Origin of the sequence: Amycolatopsis samaneae (assembly GCF_039541975.1) — a bacterium.
GTDB lineage: Bacteria > Actinomycetota > Actinomycetes > Mycobacteriales > Pseudonocardiaceae > Amycolatopsis > Amycolatopsis samaneae.
This window is the reverse complement of the sequence record NZ_BAABHG010000032.1, coordinates 1-14,457: the sequence shown is the minus strand read 5'-3', so window position 1 is coordinate 14,457 and position 14,457 is coordinate 1. Positions and strand designations below refer to the sequence as shown.

The 14,457-nt window shown below is 71.0% G+C and carries 13 protein-coding genes; 5 read left to right on the top strand and 8 right to left on the bottom strand.

The window, feature by feature from the left end:
- Positions 1 to 127: 127 nt before the first annotated feature.
- The 4 genes from ABD987_RS44000 to ABD987_RS43985 are packed head-to-tail and all read right to left on the bottom strand — an operon-like array spanning position 128 to position 3,885.
- Positions 128 to 1,147 (bottom strand): Gfo/Idh/MocA family protein, encoded by a 1,020-nt coding sequence (locus ABD987_RS44000; protein ID WP_345408905.1) that lies wholly within the window; start codon positions 1,145 to 1,147, stop codon positions 128 to 130.
- The gene (locus ABD987_RS43995) at positions 1,144 to 1,971 is read right to left on the bottom strand and encodes a sugar phosphate isomerase/epimerase family protein (protein WP_345408903.1); all 828 of its coding nucleotides are present in this window, start codon (positions 1,969 to 1,971) and stop codon (positions 1,144 to 1,146) included. Before ABD987_RS43995 ends, ABD987_RS44000 begins: the two co-directional genes overlap by 4 nt.
- A gap of 58 nt (positions 1,972 to 2,029) precedes the next feature.
- Positions 2,030 to 3,394 (bottom strand): GntT/GntP/DsdX family permease, encoded by a 1,365-nt coding sequence (locus ABD987_RS43990; RefSeq protein ID WP_345408901.1) that lies wholly within the window; start codon positions 3,392 to 3,394, stop codon positions 2,030 to 2,032.
- Positions 3,391 to 3,885: a gluconokinase gene (locus ABD987_RS43985; protein ID WP_345408899.1), complete on the bottom strand. Its 495-nt coding sequence runs from the start codon at positions 3,883 to 3,885 to the stop codon at positions 3,391 to 3,393. The genes ABD987_RS43990 and ABD987_RS43985 overlap by 4 nt, the downstream gene beginning before the upstream one ends.
- A 117-nt stretch (positions 3,886 to 4,002) precedes the next feature.
- Here ABD987_RS43985 and ABD987_RS43980 point away from each other — a divergent pair, with 117 nt between their 5' ends.
- Together ABD987_RS43980 and ABD987_RS43975 are read left to right on the top strand one after the other, a co-directional pair.
- On the top strand, positions 4,003 to 4,701 hold the full coding sequence (locus ABD987_RS43980; protein WP_345408897.1) for a FadR/GntR family transcriptional regulator: 699 nt from the start codon (positions 4,003 to 4,005) through the stop codon (positions 4,699 to 4,701).
- A gap of 102 nt (positions 4,702 to 4,803) precedes the next feature.
- Entirely contained in the window at positions 4,804 to 5,145 is a 342-nt protein-coding gene (locus ABD987_RS43975; RefSeq protein WP_345408895.1) for an SH3 domain-containing protein, read from the top strand.
- Between the two features lie 157 nt (positions 5,146 to 5,302).
- Here ABD987_RS43975 and ABD987_RS43970 read toward each other — a convergent pair whose 3' ends face one another.
- Complete coding sequence (locus tag ABD987_RS43970) at positions 5,303 to 6,430, bottom strand: carboxylesterase family protein (RefSeq protein ID WP_345408893.1); 1,128 nt, start codon at positions 6,428 to 6,430, stop codon at positions 5,303 to 5,305.
- Positions 6,421 to 7,317, bottom strand: coding sequence for an MBL fold metallo-hydrolase (locus tag ABD987_RS43965; RefSeq protein WP_345408891.1), 897 nt, complete (start codon positions 7,315 to 7,317; stop codon positions 6,421 to 6,423). The genes ABD987_RS43970 and ABD987_RS43965 overlap by 10 nt, the downstream gene beginning before the upstream one ends.
- 78 nt (positions 7,318 to 7,395) lie before the next feature.
- Between ABD987_RS43965 and ABD987_RS43960 the strand changes: the two genes are divergently transcribed.
- Together ABD987_RS43960 and ABD987_RS43955 are read left to right on the top strand one after the other, a co-directional pair.
- Positions 7,396 to 9,969, top strand: a complete 2,574-nt coding sequence (locus ABD987_RS43960) for a helix-turn-helix transcriptional regulator (RefSeq protein ID WP_345408950.1) — start codon at positions 7,396 to 7,398, stop codon at positions 9,967 to 9,969.
- A 215-nt stretch (positions 9,970 to 10,184) separates the two neighbouring features.
- Positions 10,185 to 11,420, top strand: coding sequence for a thioester domain-containing protein (locus ABD987_RS43955; RefSeq protein WP_345408889.1), 1,236 nt, complete (start codon positions 10,185 to 10,187; stop codon positions 11,418 to 11,420).
- 75 nt (positions 11,421 to 11,495) lie between these two features.
- On the opposite strand, the gene ABD987_RS43950 is transcribed toward ABD987_RS43955, so the two are convergent.
- Both ABD987_RS43950 and ABD987_RS43945 read right to left on the bottom strand, forming a co-directional pair.
- Positions 11,496 to 12,260 (bottom strand): trypsin-like serine protease, encoded by a 765-nt coding sequence (locus ABD987_RS43950; protein ID WP_345408887.1) that lies wholly within the window; start codon positions 12,258 to 12,260, stop codon positions 11,496 to 11,498.
- Between the two features lie 138 nt (positions 12,261 to 12,398).
- Positions 12,399 to 12,908 (bottom strand): hypothetical protein, encoded by a 510-nt coding sequence (locus tag ABD987_RS43945; protein WP_345408885.1) that lies wholly within the window; start codon positions 12,906 to 12,908, stop codon positions 12,399 to 12,401.
- A 280-nt stretch (positions 12,909 to 13,188) separates the two neighbouring features.
- Here ABD987_RS43945 and ABD987_RS43940 point away from each other — a divergent pair.
- Positions 13,189 to 14,457: ALF repeat-containing protein (locus ABD987_RS43940; protein WP_345408883.1), on the top strand; the 1,269-nt coding region annotated here is incomplete at its 3' end.

The following is a 14,457-nucleotide window of genomic DNA, read 5'->3' as shown; positions in this document are numbered from 1 at the left end:
CTGGACGATGCCGCCGTTGACGAACCGAGGGTAGGCCGCTCGGCGCGGGACGCCGAGGCTGTGCGCCGCCTGTGGGAGGTCTCGGAACGGCTGACCGGGATCACCTTCCCCGAAACTCCACAATGGACTATCGAAGTCGCACGGGAGCGTTGATCCGCGCCGATTCGTAGATCGCGAGGATCACCGCGAGCGTGCGACGGGCCTCGGCGACGGTGACCAGCGGTGGCCTGCCCCGCTCGACCGCGTCGACGAAGTCGCGATACTGATCGGTGTGCGCCTCCGACAGCGCGGCGGGATCCGCGCCCGCGCCGCCGCTCGGTGGCCCGCTCACCACCGGCGGCGCGGCACCGTCGGCGGTGTGGAACGTGACGAGCCGGTCGTCGTCGATCACCGCCGAACCCCGGTCACCGTGGATCTGCAGCCGCGCGGTCAGCCCCGGCCAGGCCGCGGTCGTCCCGTGCACGACACCGAGCGCGCCGCCGGCGAACCGGATCGTGGCGGTGGCGACGTCCTCGACCTCGATGCGTTCGTGGGCGAGGCGCGTGGTCCACGCGAACACCTCCACCGGCTCGCCGAGCAGCCACACCAGCAGATCGACGGTGTGGATGCCCTGGTTCATCAGCGCGCCACCGCCGTCGAGCGCCAGGGTGCCCCGCCAGCCGCCCGAGTCGTAGTACTCCTGGCTCCGCCACCAGGCGATGCTCGCCACGCCCGAGGTGAGCCGCCCGAAGGCACCGTCCTCGATCGCGCGCCGCACGTGCGCGCTGGAGGCGTCGAAGCGGTGCTGGCTGATCACCGTCACGGTCCGGCCCGACTCGCGCTCGGCCCGCAGCAGGCGGTCGGTGGCTTCGAGGCCGACGTCCACCGGTTTCTCGACGACCACGTGCTTTCCCGCGCGCAGCGCCGCGACGGCGAGGTCCGCGTGCGTCCCGCTCGGCGTGCACACCGCGACCGCGTCGATGTCCGCGCGGGACAACGCCTCGGACACCGAGGTGGTGAACGCGGCGCCGTGCGCACCGGCGAGTTTCGCGGCGCGTCCGGCGAGTTCGTCCACCGCGAGGACGAGCTCGCCGACCGCCGCGATCGACTCCGCGTGCTTCTCACCGATGACACCGCAGCCGAGCACCGCGAACCGCAGTGCGCTCACCGGTACTCGATCCCTTCGGCGGACAGGAGCCCGACGAACGCCTGGTGCGCGACGCCGAACAGTTCGGGCCCGCTGAAACCGCCCATCCGCCCGGCCTCGGCGAGGTGTGGCTCCAGCGAGAAGAACCCGTCGAAGCCGTCGCCACGCAACGCGCGGATCGTCTCCCGTACCTCGCCGTCGCCCTCCCCGGCGGGCACCACCTCACCGGTCGCCAGTATCGCGTCCTTGATCTGGACGTATTCGAGATGCGGGCGCAGCAGCGCGTAGCCGTCACCGTGCGGCCGTAGTCCACATTGGACGAAGTTGGCGGCGTCCCAGGCCAGCCGCAGCCGGGGCGAGCCGACGGACTCCACGATGTCCAGGCAGCGCTCCGGGACGTCCCCGTAGATGGCCTTTTCGTTCTCGTGCAGCAGGATCACGTCGTGGCCCTCGGCCAGCGCGGCGAGCGCCGCCATCCGCCGCAGCACCTCGTCGCGGTGGTCACCCGGAGCCTCGCCGGGCGGCAGGAAGAACGAGAAGATCCGGACATACGGCGCTTCGAGCAGCCGCGCGACGGTCAGCGCGCGGTCGAACCGGCGCAGGTGCGCGGCGAAGTCGTCGTGGATCCCGATCTTGCCAATCGGCGAGCCGATCGACGACACACCGAGGCCGTGCCCGGCCAGCAGGTCGCGGACCCGGCCCAGTTGGGCATCGTCGAGGTCGAGCACGTTCGTATCCCACGCGCCGCGGAACTCGACGTACCCGACGCCGAGTTCGGTCAGCACGCGGCACTGCACTTCCGGATCGGGCGAGATCTCGTCGGCGAAACCGGACAGGGTCCACATCGGGGCCTCCCGTACCTCGGCGTCTCGCCCGATCCTGGCAGTACCAGGTGAACGCCGCCTAGACCAAAGCCGACAACGGGAGAATCAGCGCGATCGCGACCACCGAGATCAGCGTCTCCATCGCCGACCAGCTCTTCAGCGTCTGGCCGACCGACATCCCGAAGTACTCCTTGACCAGCCAGAACCCGGCGTCGTTGACGTGCGAGAGGAACAGCGACCCGGCCCCGATCGCGAGCACCAGCAGCGCGCTGTGGCTGGGGTCCATGGTGGCCGCGAGCGGCGCGACGATGCCCGCCGCCGAGACCGTCGCGACGGTGGCCGAGCCGGTGGCGAGCCGGATCGCGACCGCGACCAGCCAGCCCAGCAGCAGCGGGGAGAGGTTCGCGCCCTTGGCCAGGCCGGTGATGACGTCGCCGACCCCGGCGTCGACGAGGGTCTGCTTGAACCCGCCGCCCGCGCCGACGATGAGCATGATCCCGGCGATCGGACCGAGCGAGTCGCCGATCGTCTCGGACAGCTTGGCGCGGTTCAGCCCGGCGGGGCGGCCCAGCACGATCATCGCCACCAGCACCGCAGCGAGCAGCGCGACCAGCGGGTCGCCGATGAAGTCGAGCACCCGGCGCAGGTGGTTTTCCTTGCCCAGCAAGATGTCCGAGAGCGCCTTCGCCAGCATGAGCACCACCGGCAGCAGCACCACCGACAGCGTGGCGGCGAAGCTCGGGCGTGGTTTGTCGTCGCTTTCCCGTTCCGGGACGAGCCGCGCGGGCGGCGTCGCGTCCGGCACCATGCGCGCGGCGAGGCGGCCGAACAGCGGCCCGGCGATGACCACGGTGGGGATGCCGACGAGCAGGCCGAACGCCAGTGTGATGCCGACGTTGGCGTTCAGCGCACCGGCGGCGGCCAGCGGGCCGGGGTGCGGCGGGACGAGACCGTGCAGCACCGACAGCCCGGCCAGTGCGGGAATCCCCAGCAGCAGCACCGGTTTCCCGCTGCGCTTGGCGGCGAGCAGCACCACCGGGATGAGCATGACCAGGCCGATTTCGAAGAACATCGGCAGCCCGATCAGCGCGGCGACCAGCGCCATCGCCCACGGCAGGCCGCGTCCGCGCACCTTGCCGAGGACGGTGTCGACGATCTGGTCGGCGCCGCCGGAGTCGGCCAGCAGCTTGCCCAGCATGGCGCCGAGCGCGATGAGCACGCCGACCGACGCGACGGTGGAGCCGACGCCGCCGGAGAAGCTCTTGAGCAGCTTGTCCACCGGCATCCCGGCGACGAGGCCGAGTACGCCGGAACCGAGGATCAGCGCGAGGAACGGGTGCAGCTTGACCTTGGTGATCAGCACGACGATCAGCGCGATGGCGAGCACCGTGGCGCCGATGAGGCGGGTGTCGTGGCCGGTCCACCCGGCGGCGAGGATGGTCATGCGCGTCCCTTGAAGGCAGCGAGACCGGCTTCGACGATCTCGGCTGGGGTGTCGTGGATGTCGAAGACGCGGCCCGGCTCGTCGGGTTCGAGCGCTTCCAGGTCGGCCAGCTGGGAGTCCAAAAGGGACACCGGCATGAAGTGGCCGCGACGGGTCTTCATGCGCTCGGCGAGCGTCGCGCGGTCGCCGTCGAGGTGCAGGAACCAGACCTCGCCGCCGGTGCGCAGCACGTCCCGGTAGCGGCGTTTGAGGGCGGAGGAGGTCACCACGCCGCCGGTCTCCTGGTGCTCGCGGATCCACGCGGCGATCGCTTCGAGCCAGGGCGCGCGATCCTCGTCGGTCAGCGGGACGCCCGAGGTCATCTTGTCGATGTTCGCCCGGGGATGGAACGAGTCCGCCTCCGCGTAGTCGACGCCGAGCGCCTCGGCCAGTGCGGTGCCCACGGTCGTCTTTCCCGAACCGGACACGCCCATCACCGCGATGACGGTCATCGCCTTACCTCCCACGTCTTTGTGTTCACGGCGCTGTGCTCGGAGAGTACAACCCAAAAGTACTACTTAATCAAGAAAAAGTACTACTTAATCGAGTCAGTTCGCTAGGTTGAGCTAATGGGGAACGACAGGCACGAGGAAGTGCTCGACGCGCTCGGCGTCGCCATCGTCAACGGGGCGCTGGCGCCGGGGTCGGTGCTGCGGTCTGACGAGCTTCAAGAGCGGTTCGGTGCTTCGCGCACCGTGGCCCGCGAGGTCGTCCGCGTGCTGGAGACGATGCGGCTGACCAGCAGCAGGCGCCGCGTCGGCGTGATCGTCCGTGACCCCGCGGAGTGGAACCACTACGACCCGCGCCTGATCCGCTGGCAGCTCGACGGCCCCGGCCGTCCCGAGGCGCTGCGTACCCTCACCGAACTGCGCTCGGGGATCGAGCCCTGTGCCGCGCGGTTCGCGGCACTGCGCGCGACGCCGGAGGAACGCGGGCGGCTGTCCGCGCTGGGGGAGCGGCTGGCGCGCACGGCGAAGTCCGGTGACCTCGACGTCTTCCTCCGGCACGACGTCGCGTTCCACGACCTGCTGCTTGCCGCGTCCGGCAACCCGATGTTCGCGCAACTGTCCGAAGTGGTCGCCGAGGTCCTCGCAGGCCGGACCGGGCACGGCCTGATGCCCGAGGAGCCGCAGCCCGAGGCCATCGCCCTGCATCTGGAGGTCGCCGGGTCGATCGCCGATGGCGACGCGGACCGCGCCGAGCGGGCGATGCGGGACATCGTCAGCCAGGCCCGCGACGAGATCGCCGCGCTGGTGGACGGCAAGTGAACGCGAGGCATCTCACAATGTGCGAACCGGAGGAACCGGACAGACACTCGGGGGCTCTCACCCGCTGCTTTGCCCAACAGCAGTGAAACGAGGAGTTCCACGATGAAGATCCTGTCCCGCGTCGGGGTCGCGGGAGCGACGGCGTTCGTCGCTTCGATGGCGTTCGCCGCACCCGCCCTCGCCGCTCCGGCCCCGGCGCCCGCTGCCACCGCCGCGGCGGGCACCGACTGCCGCTGGAAGGCCGCCGAGACCATCAAGATCCGCACCGCGCCGAAGACCAGCGCCACCGCCGTCGGCCAGGTCAACAAGGGCGCGAAGGTCTGCGTCCACCCGCCGGCCGTGACCGGCGGCAAGTACACCGCGTGCAAGCGCACCGACGACCGCTGGTTGAAGATCGGCACCAACCGCTACATCGTCGGCATGTGCGTCGACTTCACCGGCTGATTCCCCGGCGTCGAGCGCCCCAATGTGGCATTGGGTGCTCCACCCTTGCCCCCGCCGCCACCCTCAACGGAGACGCTGCGCGTCCGGTCTTGAATCCGCGGCGAATGTGGCGTTCGGTGCGTTGGACGCACCGAACGCCACATTGGGGCGCATGGCGTCAGGCGAAGCGGTGGTTGCCGGCCCAGCCGGGGTCACCGGTCTTGGCGAAGCGGATCCAGGCGCCGTGCATCTCCGCCGCGAGCCCCGGCGGGATCTCCGGGCCGAGCAGGCCGTTCGTGGCGCGCAGCGCGGGCAGCTCCGTATTGTCGAACACGAACGGGAGCTCGGCGGTGTGGCAGGCGCCGAACGGTCCGCCGCGCCAGTCGAACTCGTAGGTGAACGCCTTGTCGTACAAGGAGAGCAGCCGTTCCCGCCCGTCGCGGAACATGGTGTCGACCGCCGCGCCCTTTTCCGGGCCGCCGTAGATTCCCGACTCCTGCGAGTTCGTGCCGGCGAGGACGTCCACCGGCAGCGGCACCGGCGCCTCGTCGAGCACCACGCCCAGCGGGGTGACCCGGCCGGCGGGCGCGGGAAGCTCGGCGAGTTCGGCGACGAGCCGTTCGTCCGGGACCGCCGCGAAGGCGTCCACAGTGGACGGAATGCCGAGCCGGTCGGCCAGCGCCGCCGTGGTTTCCGCGGCCTCCTCGCCGGTCATCGTGACGAGCCCGCCGCTCTGGCTGATCGCGCGCCGGAACAGCCCGTCGGCCTCGGGCGTCACCAGTAGCGCGCTGACCAGCATCGCGCCCGCCGACTGCCCGAACACCGTGACCTGGCCGGGATCGCCGCCGAAGTCCGCGATGTGCCGCCGCACCCACCCGAGCGCGGCGATGACGTCCAGCAGTCCGCGGTTGCGCGGCGCGCCGGGCAGGTCGAGCCAGCCGGGCGCGCCGAGCCGGTAGTTCAGCGTCACCAGCACGACGCCGTCGCGGGCGAACGCGGTGCCGTCGTACAGCGGCGCCTGTCCGGTGCCCGAGACGAATCCGCCGCCGTGCACGAAGACCATGACCGGCGCGCTGCCCGTCCGCGACGGCGTCCAGACGTTGAGCGTCAGATAGTCCTCGCCGCGCTGCCAGCCCGGTCCGATCACCGGGCTCAGGTCGGCCGGGAACTCGCGCGGTGGAGCGGGAGCGGTCGGTCCGAGCCCGTCGTAGCCGGTCACGTCGTCCACCGGGGTCGGCGCGGCGAACCGCGCGGCACCGGTCGGCGCGGCGGCGTAGGTGAGGTTCCGGAACACGCTCACCGCCACGTCGCCCACTCCTGCACCGCGAAGTTCCCGCCCTCGCGCCGGACCTGAGCCGCGCCCGCCCCGGGGAAGTGCGCCGGGAAGAACAACGCGTGCTCGTCCGCCGCCCGCGCCAGCACCCGCCGCCGCGCGATCCGCGCCTGCGCCTCGTCCTCGTCGAAGCACGGCCCGCAGTCCGGTTCGGCGATCTGCAACGGGCTGTGCAGCAGGTCCCCGACGAAGACCGCGCGATCGGTCCCCGAACGCAGCTGCACCACCGAGGACCCCGGCGTGTGCCCCGGTGCCGGTTCGATGCGCAGGTTGGCGTCGACGTCGTAGCCGTCGCCCTCCCACAGCACCGTCTGCCCGGCCCGGTGGACCGGCGCGACGCTGTCCTCGAACACGTTCTGCGAGGCCCGTCCGGAGCGGGTTTTGACGCCGTTTTCCGGGTTCCAGTAGTCGAAGTCGGCGCGCGCGATCAGGTACTGGGCGTTCGGGAACGTCGGCTGCCACTCGCGGTCCACGAGCCGGGTGTTCCAGCCGACGTGATCGCCGTGCACATGCGTGCAGATCACCACGTCGACGTCCTCCGGCCGGACACCGGCGGCGGCGAGCTCGCCGAGGTAGTCCGTGTCGAGGTGGGCGAAGAACGGCATGTACGGGCGTTCCCGGCCGTTGCCGATGCCGGTGTCGACCAGGATCGTCTTGCCCTCGCTGCGCAGCAGCCAGGTCTGGATCTGCGTGCGGACCTGGTCGGCGGCCGGGTCGAGGAACTCGGGCGCGAGCCAGTGTTCGTGCTCGCGCCAGTGCTCGATGGCCACGTCCGGGAAGACGAACTCGCGGGAGAGGCCCCGCGTGGGCAGCTCGACGACGCGGGTGATGTCGACGTCTCCAAGCGTCATGGTTTCCATGCGTCCAGCCTGCGGACCGGCGGGCCCCGGCGGTATCGGTCACGTGACTGCACCCGGGGATACAGTCGCAAGGTGACCATGTTCGGGCGGGACGCCGAAACCGCGGCCGTGCTCGGTCTCACCGGCGGTGTGCTGATCGTGACGGGAGAACCGGGTTCGGGCAAGAGCGCGCTGCTGGAGCTGGCGGCGGGCGCGCACGAGGGCCGCGTGCTCCGGATGACCGGCGGCGAGACCGAGCGGCACCTGCCCTTCGCCGGGCTGCACCAGCTGCTGCGGCCGGTCCTCGGCGACGTCGCGGCCCTGCCAGGGCGGCAGCGTTCCGCGCTGCTCGGCGCCGTCGGCCTCGAAGCCACCGGCACCCCGGATCGGCTGCTCATCGGCGTCGCGCTGCTCGCTCTGCTGTCCGATCTCGCCGCGCGGTCCCCGGTGCTGGTCGTCGCCGACGACCTGCAGTGGATCGACGCGGGTTCGCGCGAGCTGCTCGCCTTCGCCGCCCGCCGTGTCGGGGACGAACCCCTCGCGGTCCTCGCCGCGACGCGGGATCCGGCCGGGTTCGCCGGCTTCCCGGCGCTGCCGCTGGGACCGCTCGACGTCCGGGCGGCGAACGCGCTGCTGGACCGCCAGCCACGTCCGCCCGCCGGGCGGCGCCGGCTGCGCGTGCTCGACCAGGCGGCGGGGAATCCCCTTGCCCTGGTGGAACTCGCGCGGACCGACAGTGCGGACGAAGACCCCGCCGCCGAGGACCCGCTGCCACCGACCGACCGGCTGACCCGGGTCTTCGCCGCCGATCTCGGCGCCCTCCCCGAGGCGACCCGGCACGCGTTGCTGCTGGTCGCCGTGGACGAGCTGGCCGCGGCCGGGCACGTCGAGGCGCTCGCCCCCGCCGAAACCGCCGGACTGCTGCGGATCACCGGCGGCCGCGTCCGTTTCCGGCATCCGCTCGTCCGGTCGGCGATCTACCATTCCGTGCCGCTGGCCGAGCGGCGGCGTGCCCACCGCGAGCTCGCCGTGTCCCTGGCCGGCGAGCCCGATCGCCGCGCGTGGCACCTCGCGGCCGCCGCCGACGGGCCGGACGAGGAGATCGCCGCCGCGCTGGAGGAAACCGCGGGCCGGGCCCGCGAACGCGGCGGGCACGCGGCGGCGGCGAGCGCGCTGGAACGGGCCGCCGAACTGAGCCCCCGACGTCACGACCGCGCACGGCGGCTGGTGGCCGCGACCGGTGCCGCCGCCTACACCGGGCAACCCCGCTGGGTGGAGCAACTGGCCGCGAAGGCCGAGGCGAGCAGCGACGACGACGCGCTCAGGGCCGAGGCGTCGTTGCGGGTCGGCCAGGTGCTCACGCTCAGCGCCGAGCACGCCACCGCGTTGTCCCTGCTGCTGCGCGCCGCGGAGGTGCCGGCACTGCACCGGACCGCGGTCGCGCTGGCGGCGGTGGCCGCGTTCTACGCCGGGGACGAGCGGGAGCGGCTCGCCGTCCGCGCGCTGGCCGGGGACGATCCGTGGGTCCTCGCGCTGACCGACCCGGTCCCGCGCCGGGCCGAGCTGGCTGCCGCGCTGCCCGCGCTGGTGGAGCGGGCCGGGACCGATCCGGGGCGGCTCACCTCGCTCGGCGGGATGGCCTGGCTGCTCGACGAGACCGAGCAGGCGGTGCGGATCTTCGACGAGGCACTGCACCGCTGGCGGATGCGCGGCGCGCTGCCCGCCGGGCTGGGGTGTTCGGCGGGCTGGGCCTATCTCGACCACGGGCGCTGGGCGCAGGCCAGGACGGCCGCGGAGAACGCGACGCCCGCCGGTTCCGGCATGCCGCATCTCGAAGCCGCCGGACGTTCCCTCGAAGCCGCCGCGCTCGCCCTCACCGGCGACGCGGGCGAGGCCAGGTCCGTCGCGTCGGCCGGACTGTCGCTTGTGGACCCGGACCGCAGCAGGGCGGTCGGTGTCCGGCTGCGCTGGGCACTGGGCATGGCCGGGGTGGCCGAAGGCGACTACGAGGCGGCGTACGAGCAGTTCCGCCTGATGTTCACCGCCGAGGGCGACCCCGCGCACTACGCGTGCTCGTATGCCGGGCTGGCCGAACTCGCCGCGGCCGCCGCGCGCACCGGGCACGAGACCGAGGCGGCGGAAATCGTGGCGCGGGCGGAAAAGCGGCTCGCCGAAGACCGTTCGCCCCGGATGCGCGCGCTGATCCACCGCGCACGGGCGCTGCTCGAACCCGAGGACGCGGAGTCGCATTTCGAGCAGGCACTGGCCGATCCCGCGACCGCGCAATGGCCTTTCGAACGCGCGCAAATCCTGCTGGACTACGCGGAATGGCTGCGACGGCGGCGTCGCATCACCGACGCGCGCCCGAAACTGCTCGCCGCGGCGGAGATCTTCCGCAGGCTCGGCGCGCGCCCGTGGATCGACCGCGCGCAGGGGGAACTCCGCGCGGCGGGTGTCGATGCCGAACCGGCCACACCGGACGCGCTGACCTCGCTGACCCCGCAGCAGCAGCACATCATCCGCCTCGCCGCCCAGGGCCTGAGCAACCGGGAAATCGGTGAGCGGCTGTTCCTTTCCCCGCGCACCGTCGGCTCGCATCTCTACCGGAGTTTTCCGAAACTCGGGGTTACCGCGAGGTCTCAGCTACGTGACTTGATCGAGTCCGTTTGTTAGCGCGGTTTGTCCTATTCGTTGGACACCTTCCGTCACTCTTTCGGTCACGCTAGGCAAGTAGGGGTACCCCGAGTATGCCTGTGTGTGGCCTGTGTATGCTCCGGTGTCGCTGAATCGGGTGAGTGAAACTGTCACTCGGTAGAGGTGTCCGTCGTGGTCGGGATCGTGATGTCACGCGGCTGGGGGGATACGTGTTCGACTCGGTTAGGAGACACATGCACGGCAAGTCAGGTCTGATGCGGGGTGGCGCCGCGGTGCTCGGCACTGCCGTCGCACTGCTCACCGCCGCCCCCCTCGCGAGCGCGGATCCGGAGATCACCAGTGCTGGACCGGCCTCGGGCACGGCCAACAGTGACAACCCGGCCAACTGGGGCTACAAGATCAATGCCGACAAGGGCGGCGACAAGCCGCCGATCGCGCAGCTCTTCGATCTCCAGCTCAAGGGTGGCGGCACACTCAAGGTCTACTGTGTCGAGTTCACCGTCAACCTCGACAAAGAGCAGACGATGGTCGAGCGGGCTTGGGACAAGTACCCGGACCCGAAGTCGCCGTTCCACCAGAACCGCGACAAGGTCAACTGGGTCCTGCATCACTCGTACCCGTCGAACGACGTCAAGTCGATCGAGGGCGAGCTGACCAAGAAGGACGTCAAGTTCCACAACGGCCTGTCCACGAAGGAAGCCATCACCGCGACCCAGGCGGCGGTGTGGCACTTCAGTGACAACGTGAACCTCGACCGGGCGCACCCGATCGAGAGTAACTCCAAGGACGACAGCGACGACGTTCTCGCGCTGTACGACTACCTGGTCGGCAAGGACAACGTCGGCCTCGCCGACCAGCCCAAGCCGACCCTGGACATCAACGCCAAGGTGACCGAGGGCAAGGCGGGCACCCGGATCGGGCCGTTCACCGTCGCCACGACCGGTGAGATCACCGAGCTGACCAGCAAGCTGCCCGAGGGTGTCAAGATCACCGACGCCAACGGCAAGGAGCTGAAGTCCGCCGACGTCAAGGACGGCAGCGAGCTGTTCATCGACGTCCCGAAGGACGCCAAGGACGGCAACGGTTCCTTCGCGCTGAAGGCCTCCGGGAGCCTGGACACCGGCCGCCTGTTCGTCGGCAAGGACTACGAGAAGAAGAAGGCGCAGACGCTGATCGTCGCGCAGTCGGAGAAGACCACCGTCGGCGCCAGCGCCTCGGCGAAGTGGGCCGCGGGCACCGTCACCCCGCCGACCAGCGAGACCAGCACCCCGCCGAGCGCCACCACCGCGCCGCCGACCCCGAGTGCCCCGCCGACCACCGCGCCGTCGGTCGTCCCGCAGGCCGAGCAGGGTTCGCTGCCCAACACCGGTGTTTCGGCGATCCTGCCGATCTCCATCGGCGCCGTGCTGCTCATCGGCGGTGTCGTGATGCTGCTGCTCGTGCGTCGTCGCCGCAAGAGCGCCGCGTAACGAAAAGCGCTTGACTCCGGACGGGGCCGGTCCACACTCCACTGTGGACCGGCCCCGTCCGCTTTTCGCGCGGGGTCAGGGGACGTCGGTGAAGGAGTGGATCCAGTCGGCGATGTCGTCGGTACGGGACTCCACGGCACCGTTGCGGGTTTCGGTCTCGTAGAGGCAGCCACGCTGCCAGGAACGGCTGTGCACGGCGACGAGTTCCGGTCCGGAAGCGGTCTCGCGGACGGTGGGCCCGCCGGAGTCGCCCTTGCAGATCGTCGCGGTCCCGCTCATGGCCACCGTGGTCGCGGTGGTGCCGTCGACGGTCATCGTGCCCTTCTGCCGGGAGCCGGGCACCCAGCGGTCCGTGGTGCGTCCCCAGCCGCGCACGGCCAGGGTTTCGCCCGCCTTCGCCGCGACCGTGCCCAGCCGTACCGGCGCGTACTGGCTCATGTCCACGTCCTCGCCGAGCTTGGCGAGCACGAGATCGCGGTCGGCGCGCGGGACGAGGTAGACGATGTCGACGTCGTAGCCGTTCCAGCTCGCCGGGGCGAAGGTGGTGTTGCGGCCGATGCGGGTGCTCGCCGGTCTGGTCGGCGCACCCGCCTTGACGGTCGACGGATTGGCCGGGTCGTCGGCGAAACAGCTCGCCGAGGTGACGATCCAGCGTTTCGCGAGCAGTGAGGCGCTGCAGGATCGGCCGTTTCCGGAGTCGACGGTGGTGACGTAGTCGCTTCCGTAGTCGTCTTCCCCGGTGCCGAGGGAATGGGCGGGTGCCGCGGTGAGCGCGGCGGCCGCCGTCGCGACCGCGAGCACGCTCAGGGCCCGGGTGGCCCGCCGACGTGATTGTTTCACCGAGCTACTCCTCAATGACGGACGAATTCTGAATGGCATGGGTTTGAACGCACGCGATACCGTTTTCGGGCGCGTTCGAATTCGGCGGGCCGGTGGTCGGGATTCCGGTTCCGTCGCGGGATGGTGTCAATACCGCCGTCAGGTGGTCGTCATCATTTTCCGCAGCGTGCTGCCCTTGTCGCCGGGGATCGGGGTCCACTCGCCTTTCGTGATGTTCATCGGCGTGTCCTGTTCGGCGAAGGTGACCCGGAGTACTCGGTCCGCCGCCTTGACGAAGGTGACGCCGGGAATGTCCATGTTCAGTTCGCTGCCGATGTAGGTACCGGTCTCCCGGAAACACAGCATGGGCTGGAGATTGCGCCGGACCCGGATCAGGTCGTCGGCGAGCATCTGGGCTTCGCTCAGTGCCGCGGGGCACGGGACGAGGAAGATGTTGCCGTCGCCGTTGGTGAGCTTGACGCCCTGCTCGGCGAGGATCCGGTCGGCCGCGGGATGGATGTGGTCCTCGACGATCGGCGGGGGCACGTCGTCGGCGGGGGCGGCGTGGACCGCGGGCGCCGGTGCGGCGCCCGCGGCGGAACTCGCGCCGAACAGGGCGATACCGGCAAGTCCGGCACAACAGGCGAGCAGCCACGATCTTTTGGGCATAGGGATGCCTCCTTGTGGAAAAGTGATAAGAAAATTCGTCGGCCCAGTAATTCCGCACAGCGGGAAGGCTTTCTTGAACCCCTGGAACAGGAAGGTGGCATGCCGGAGAGCGTCTGTCAACAACGTCCGGCTGCGTCATTCGGTCGAACGCGGTTCTGGATGGACTAACCTGATGTGATGGGGGTCACAACTGCGCGGCGTGGCTGATTTACTGACTCTAATGTTATTCGGGTCTTTCTTCTTGGCGTGGGTTCACGATGCTGAACGAGGGGTTGAGCCAATGAGGATTCTTCGATCGCGCATGCGCGGGTTCCGCGGTTCGGCGATCGCCATGCTGACGGTCACGGTGCTGGCCGGTCTGATCCATCCGCCCGCCGCGCTGGCCGATCCGGTCGCGGCAGGATCGACGGGGGTGCGGGCCGAGCCGAGCGACCGCGAGAAAGCGCTATCTCTGTGGAAGGCCGGTGGCCCGAGCGTGATCGCCGGTGCCGCCGCCGCGCTGACCGGATCCGACGACGACGTCCGGAAGTTCCTGACCGCGGACGTGGATCGCCTGGCGGACAACGATGTGTGGAACCGGATCGGCCAGCTGGTGCTGATCGCCGGGGCGAACACCAGGACCGCGGCCAGCCGGGTGTTCGACGGGACCCCGGCGGACCGGCGGCAGTTCCTCGACGAGGGCTGGAAGGCGCCGTGGAAGGCGGACATCGCCGTCAAGGTCGGCCAGGTGATGACCGCCGCCCGGCCGGGCAGCAACGTGCGCGCCGAAGGCAGCAAGGCGATCGACAGCGACAACGTCGACGTCATGATCGACTTTCTCAGCACCGGCCAGGAGGCCGCCCGCGACGCCGACGACACCAACCTCGTCGGCCAGCTGATGCGCGATTCCGGCCAGGGCACCCGGGTGTGGGAGGCCGCGCAACGGGCATTGGACGGCACGATCCAGGACATCCGTGAGTTCCTGCGCCAAGGCTACCAAGTGGCGGCGCAGCGCGACCAGGAAGTCCTGTCCGTCAAGCATCTTGCCGATCTGGCGCGGGACGCCGGGGAACGGGCGGCCAGCCAGCTGCAGGCGGCGCGGGACGCGGCCGACTCCGCCATCGCGGCGGCGCGGCGGGCGGAGGAAGCCGCCAACCGGGCGCGGAAGGAAACCGAAGACGCGCAAAAGGACGCGGCGAAGGCGGGCCAGGCGGCCGGGCGCGCGGCGGAGGGCGCGAAGCGGGCCGCGGAGGCCGCGCAGGCCGCGATCAGCGCGGCGAACGTGGCCAACGAGGCGTCGCGGGTCGCGGCCAACGCCGCGAGCAAGGCGGCGGCCGCGGCCGTCGTGGCCGGGCAGGCCGCGGCCCGGGCACGGGACGCCGCGGTGGCGGCGGGCCGGGACCACACCAAGGCCGATATCGCCAGGGACGCGGCGCGCCAGGCCCGTCAGATCGCCGAAAGCGCCGAGCTGGCAGCGCAGGCCGCTGACGCGGCGGGCCGGGCCTCCGACGCGGCGGGACAGGCGGCGTCGGCCGCGGGCAGCGCGGGTGCGCACGCGGACGCGGCGGCC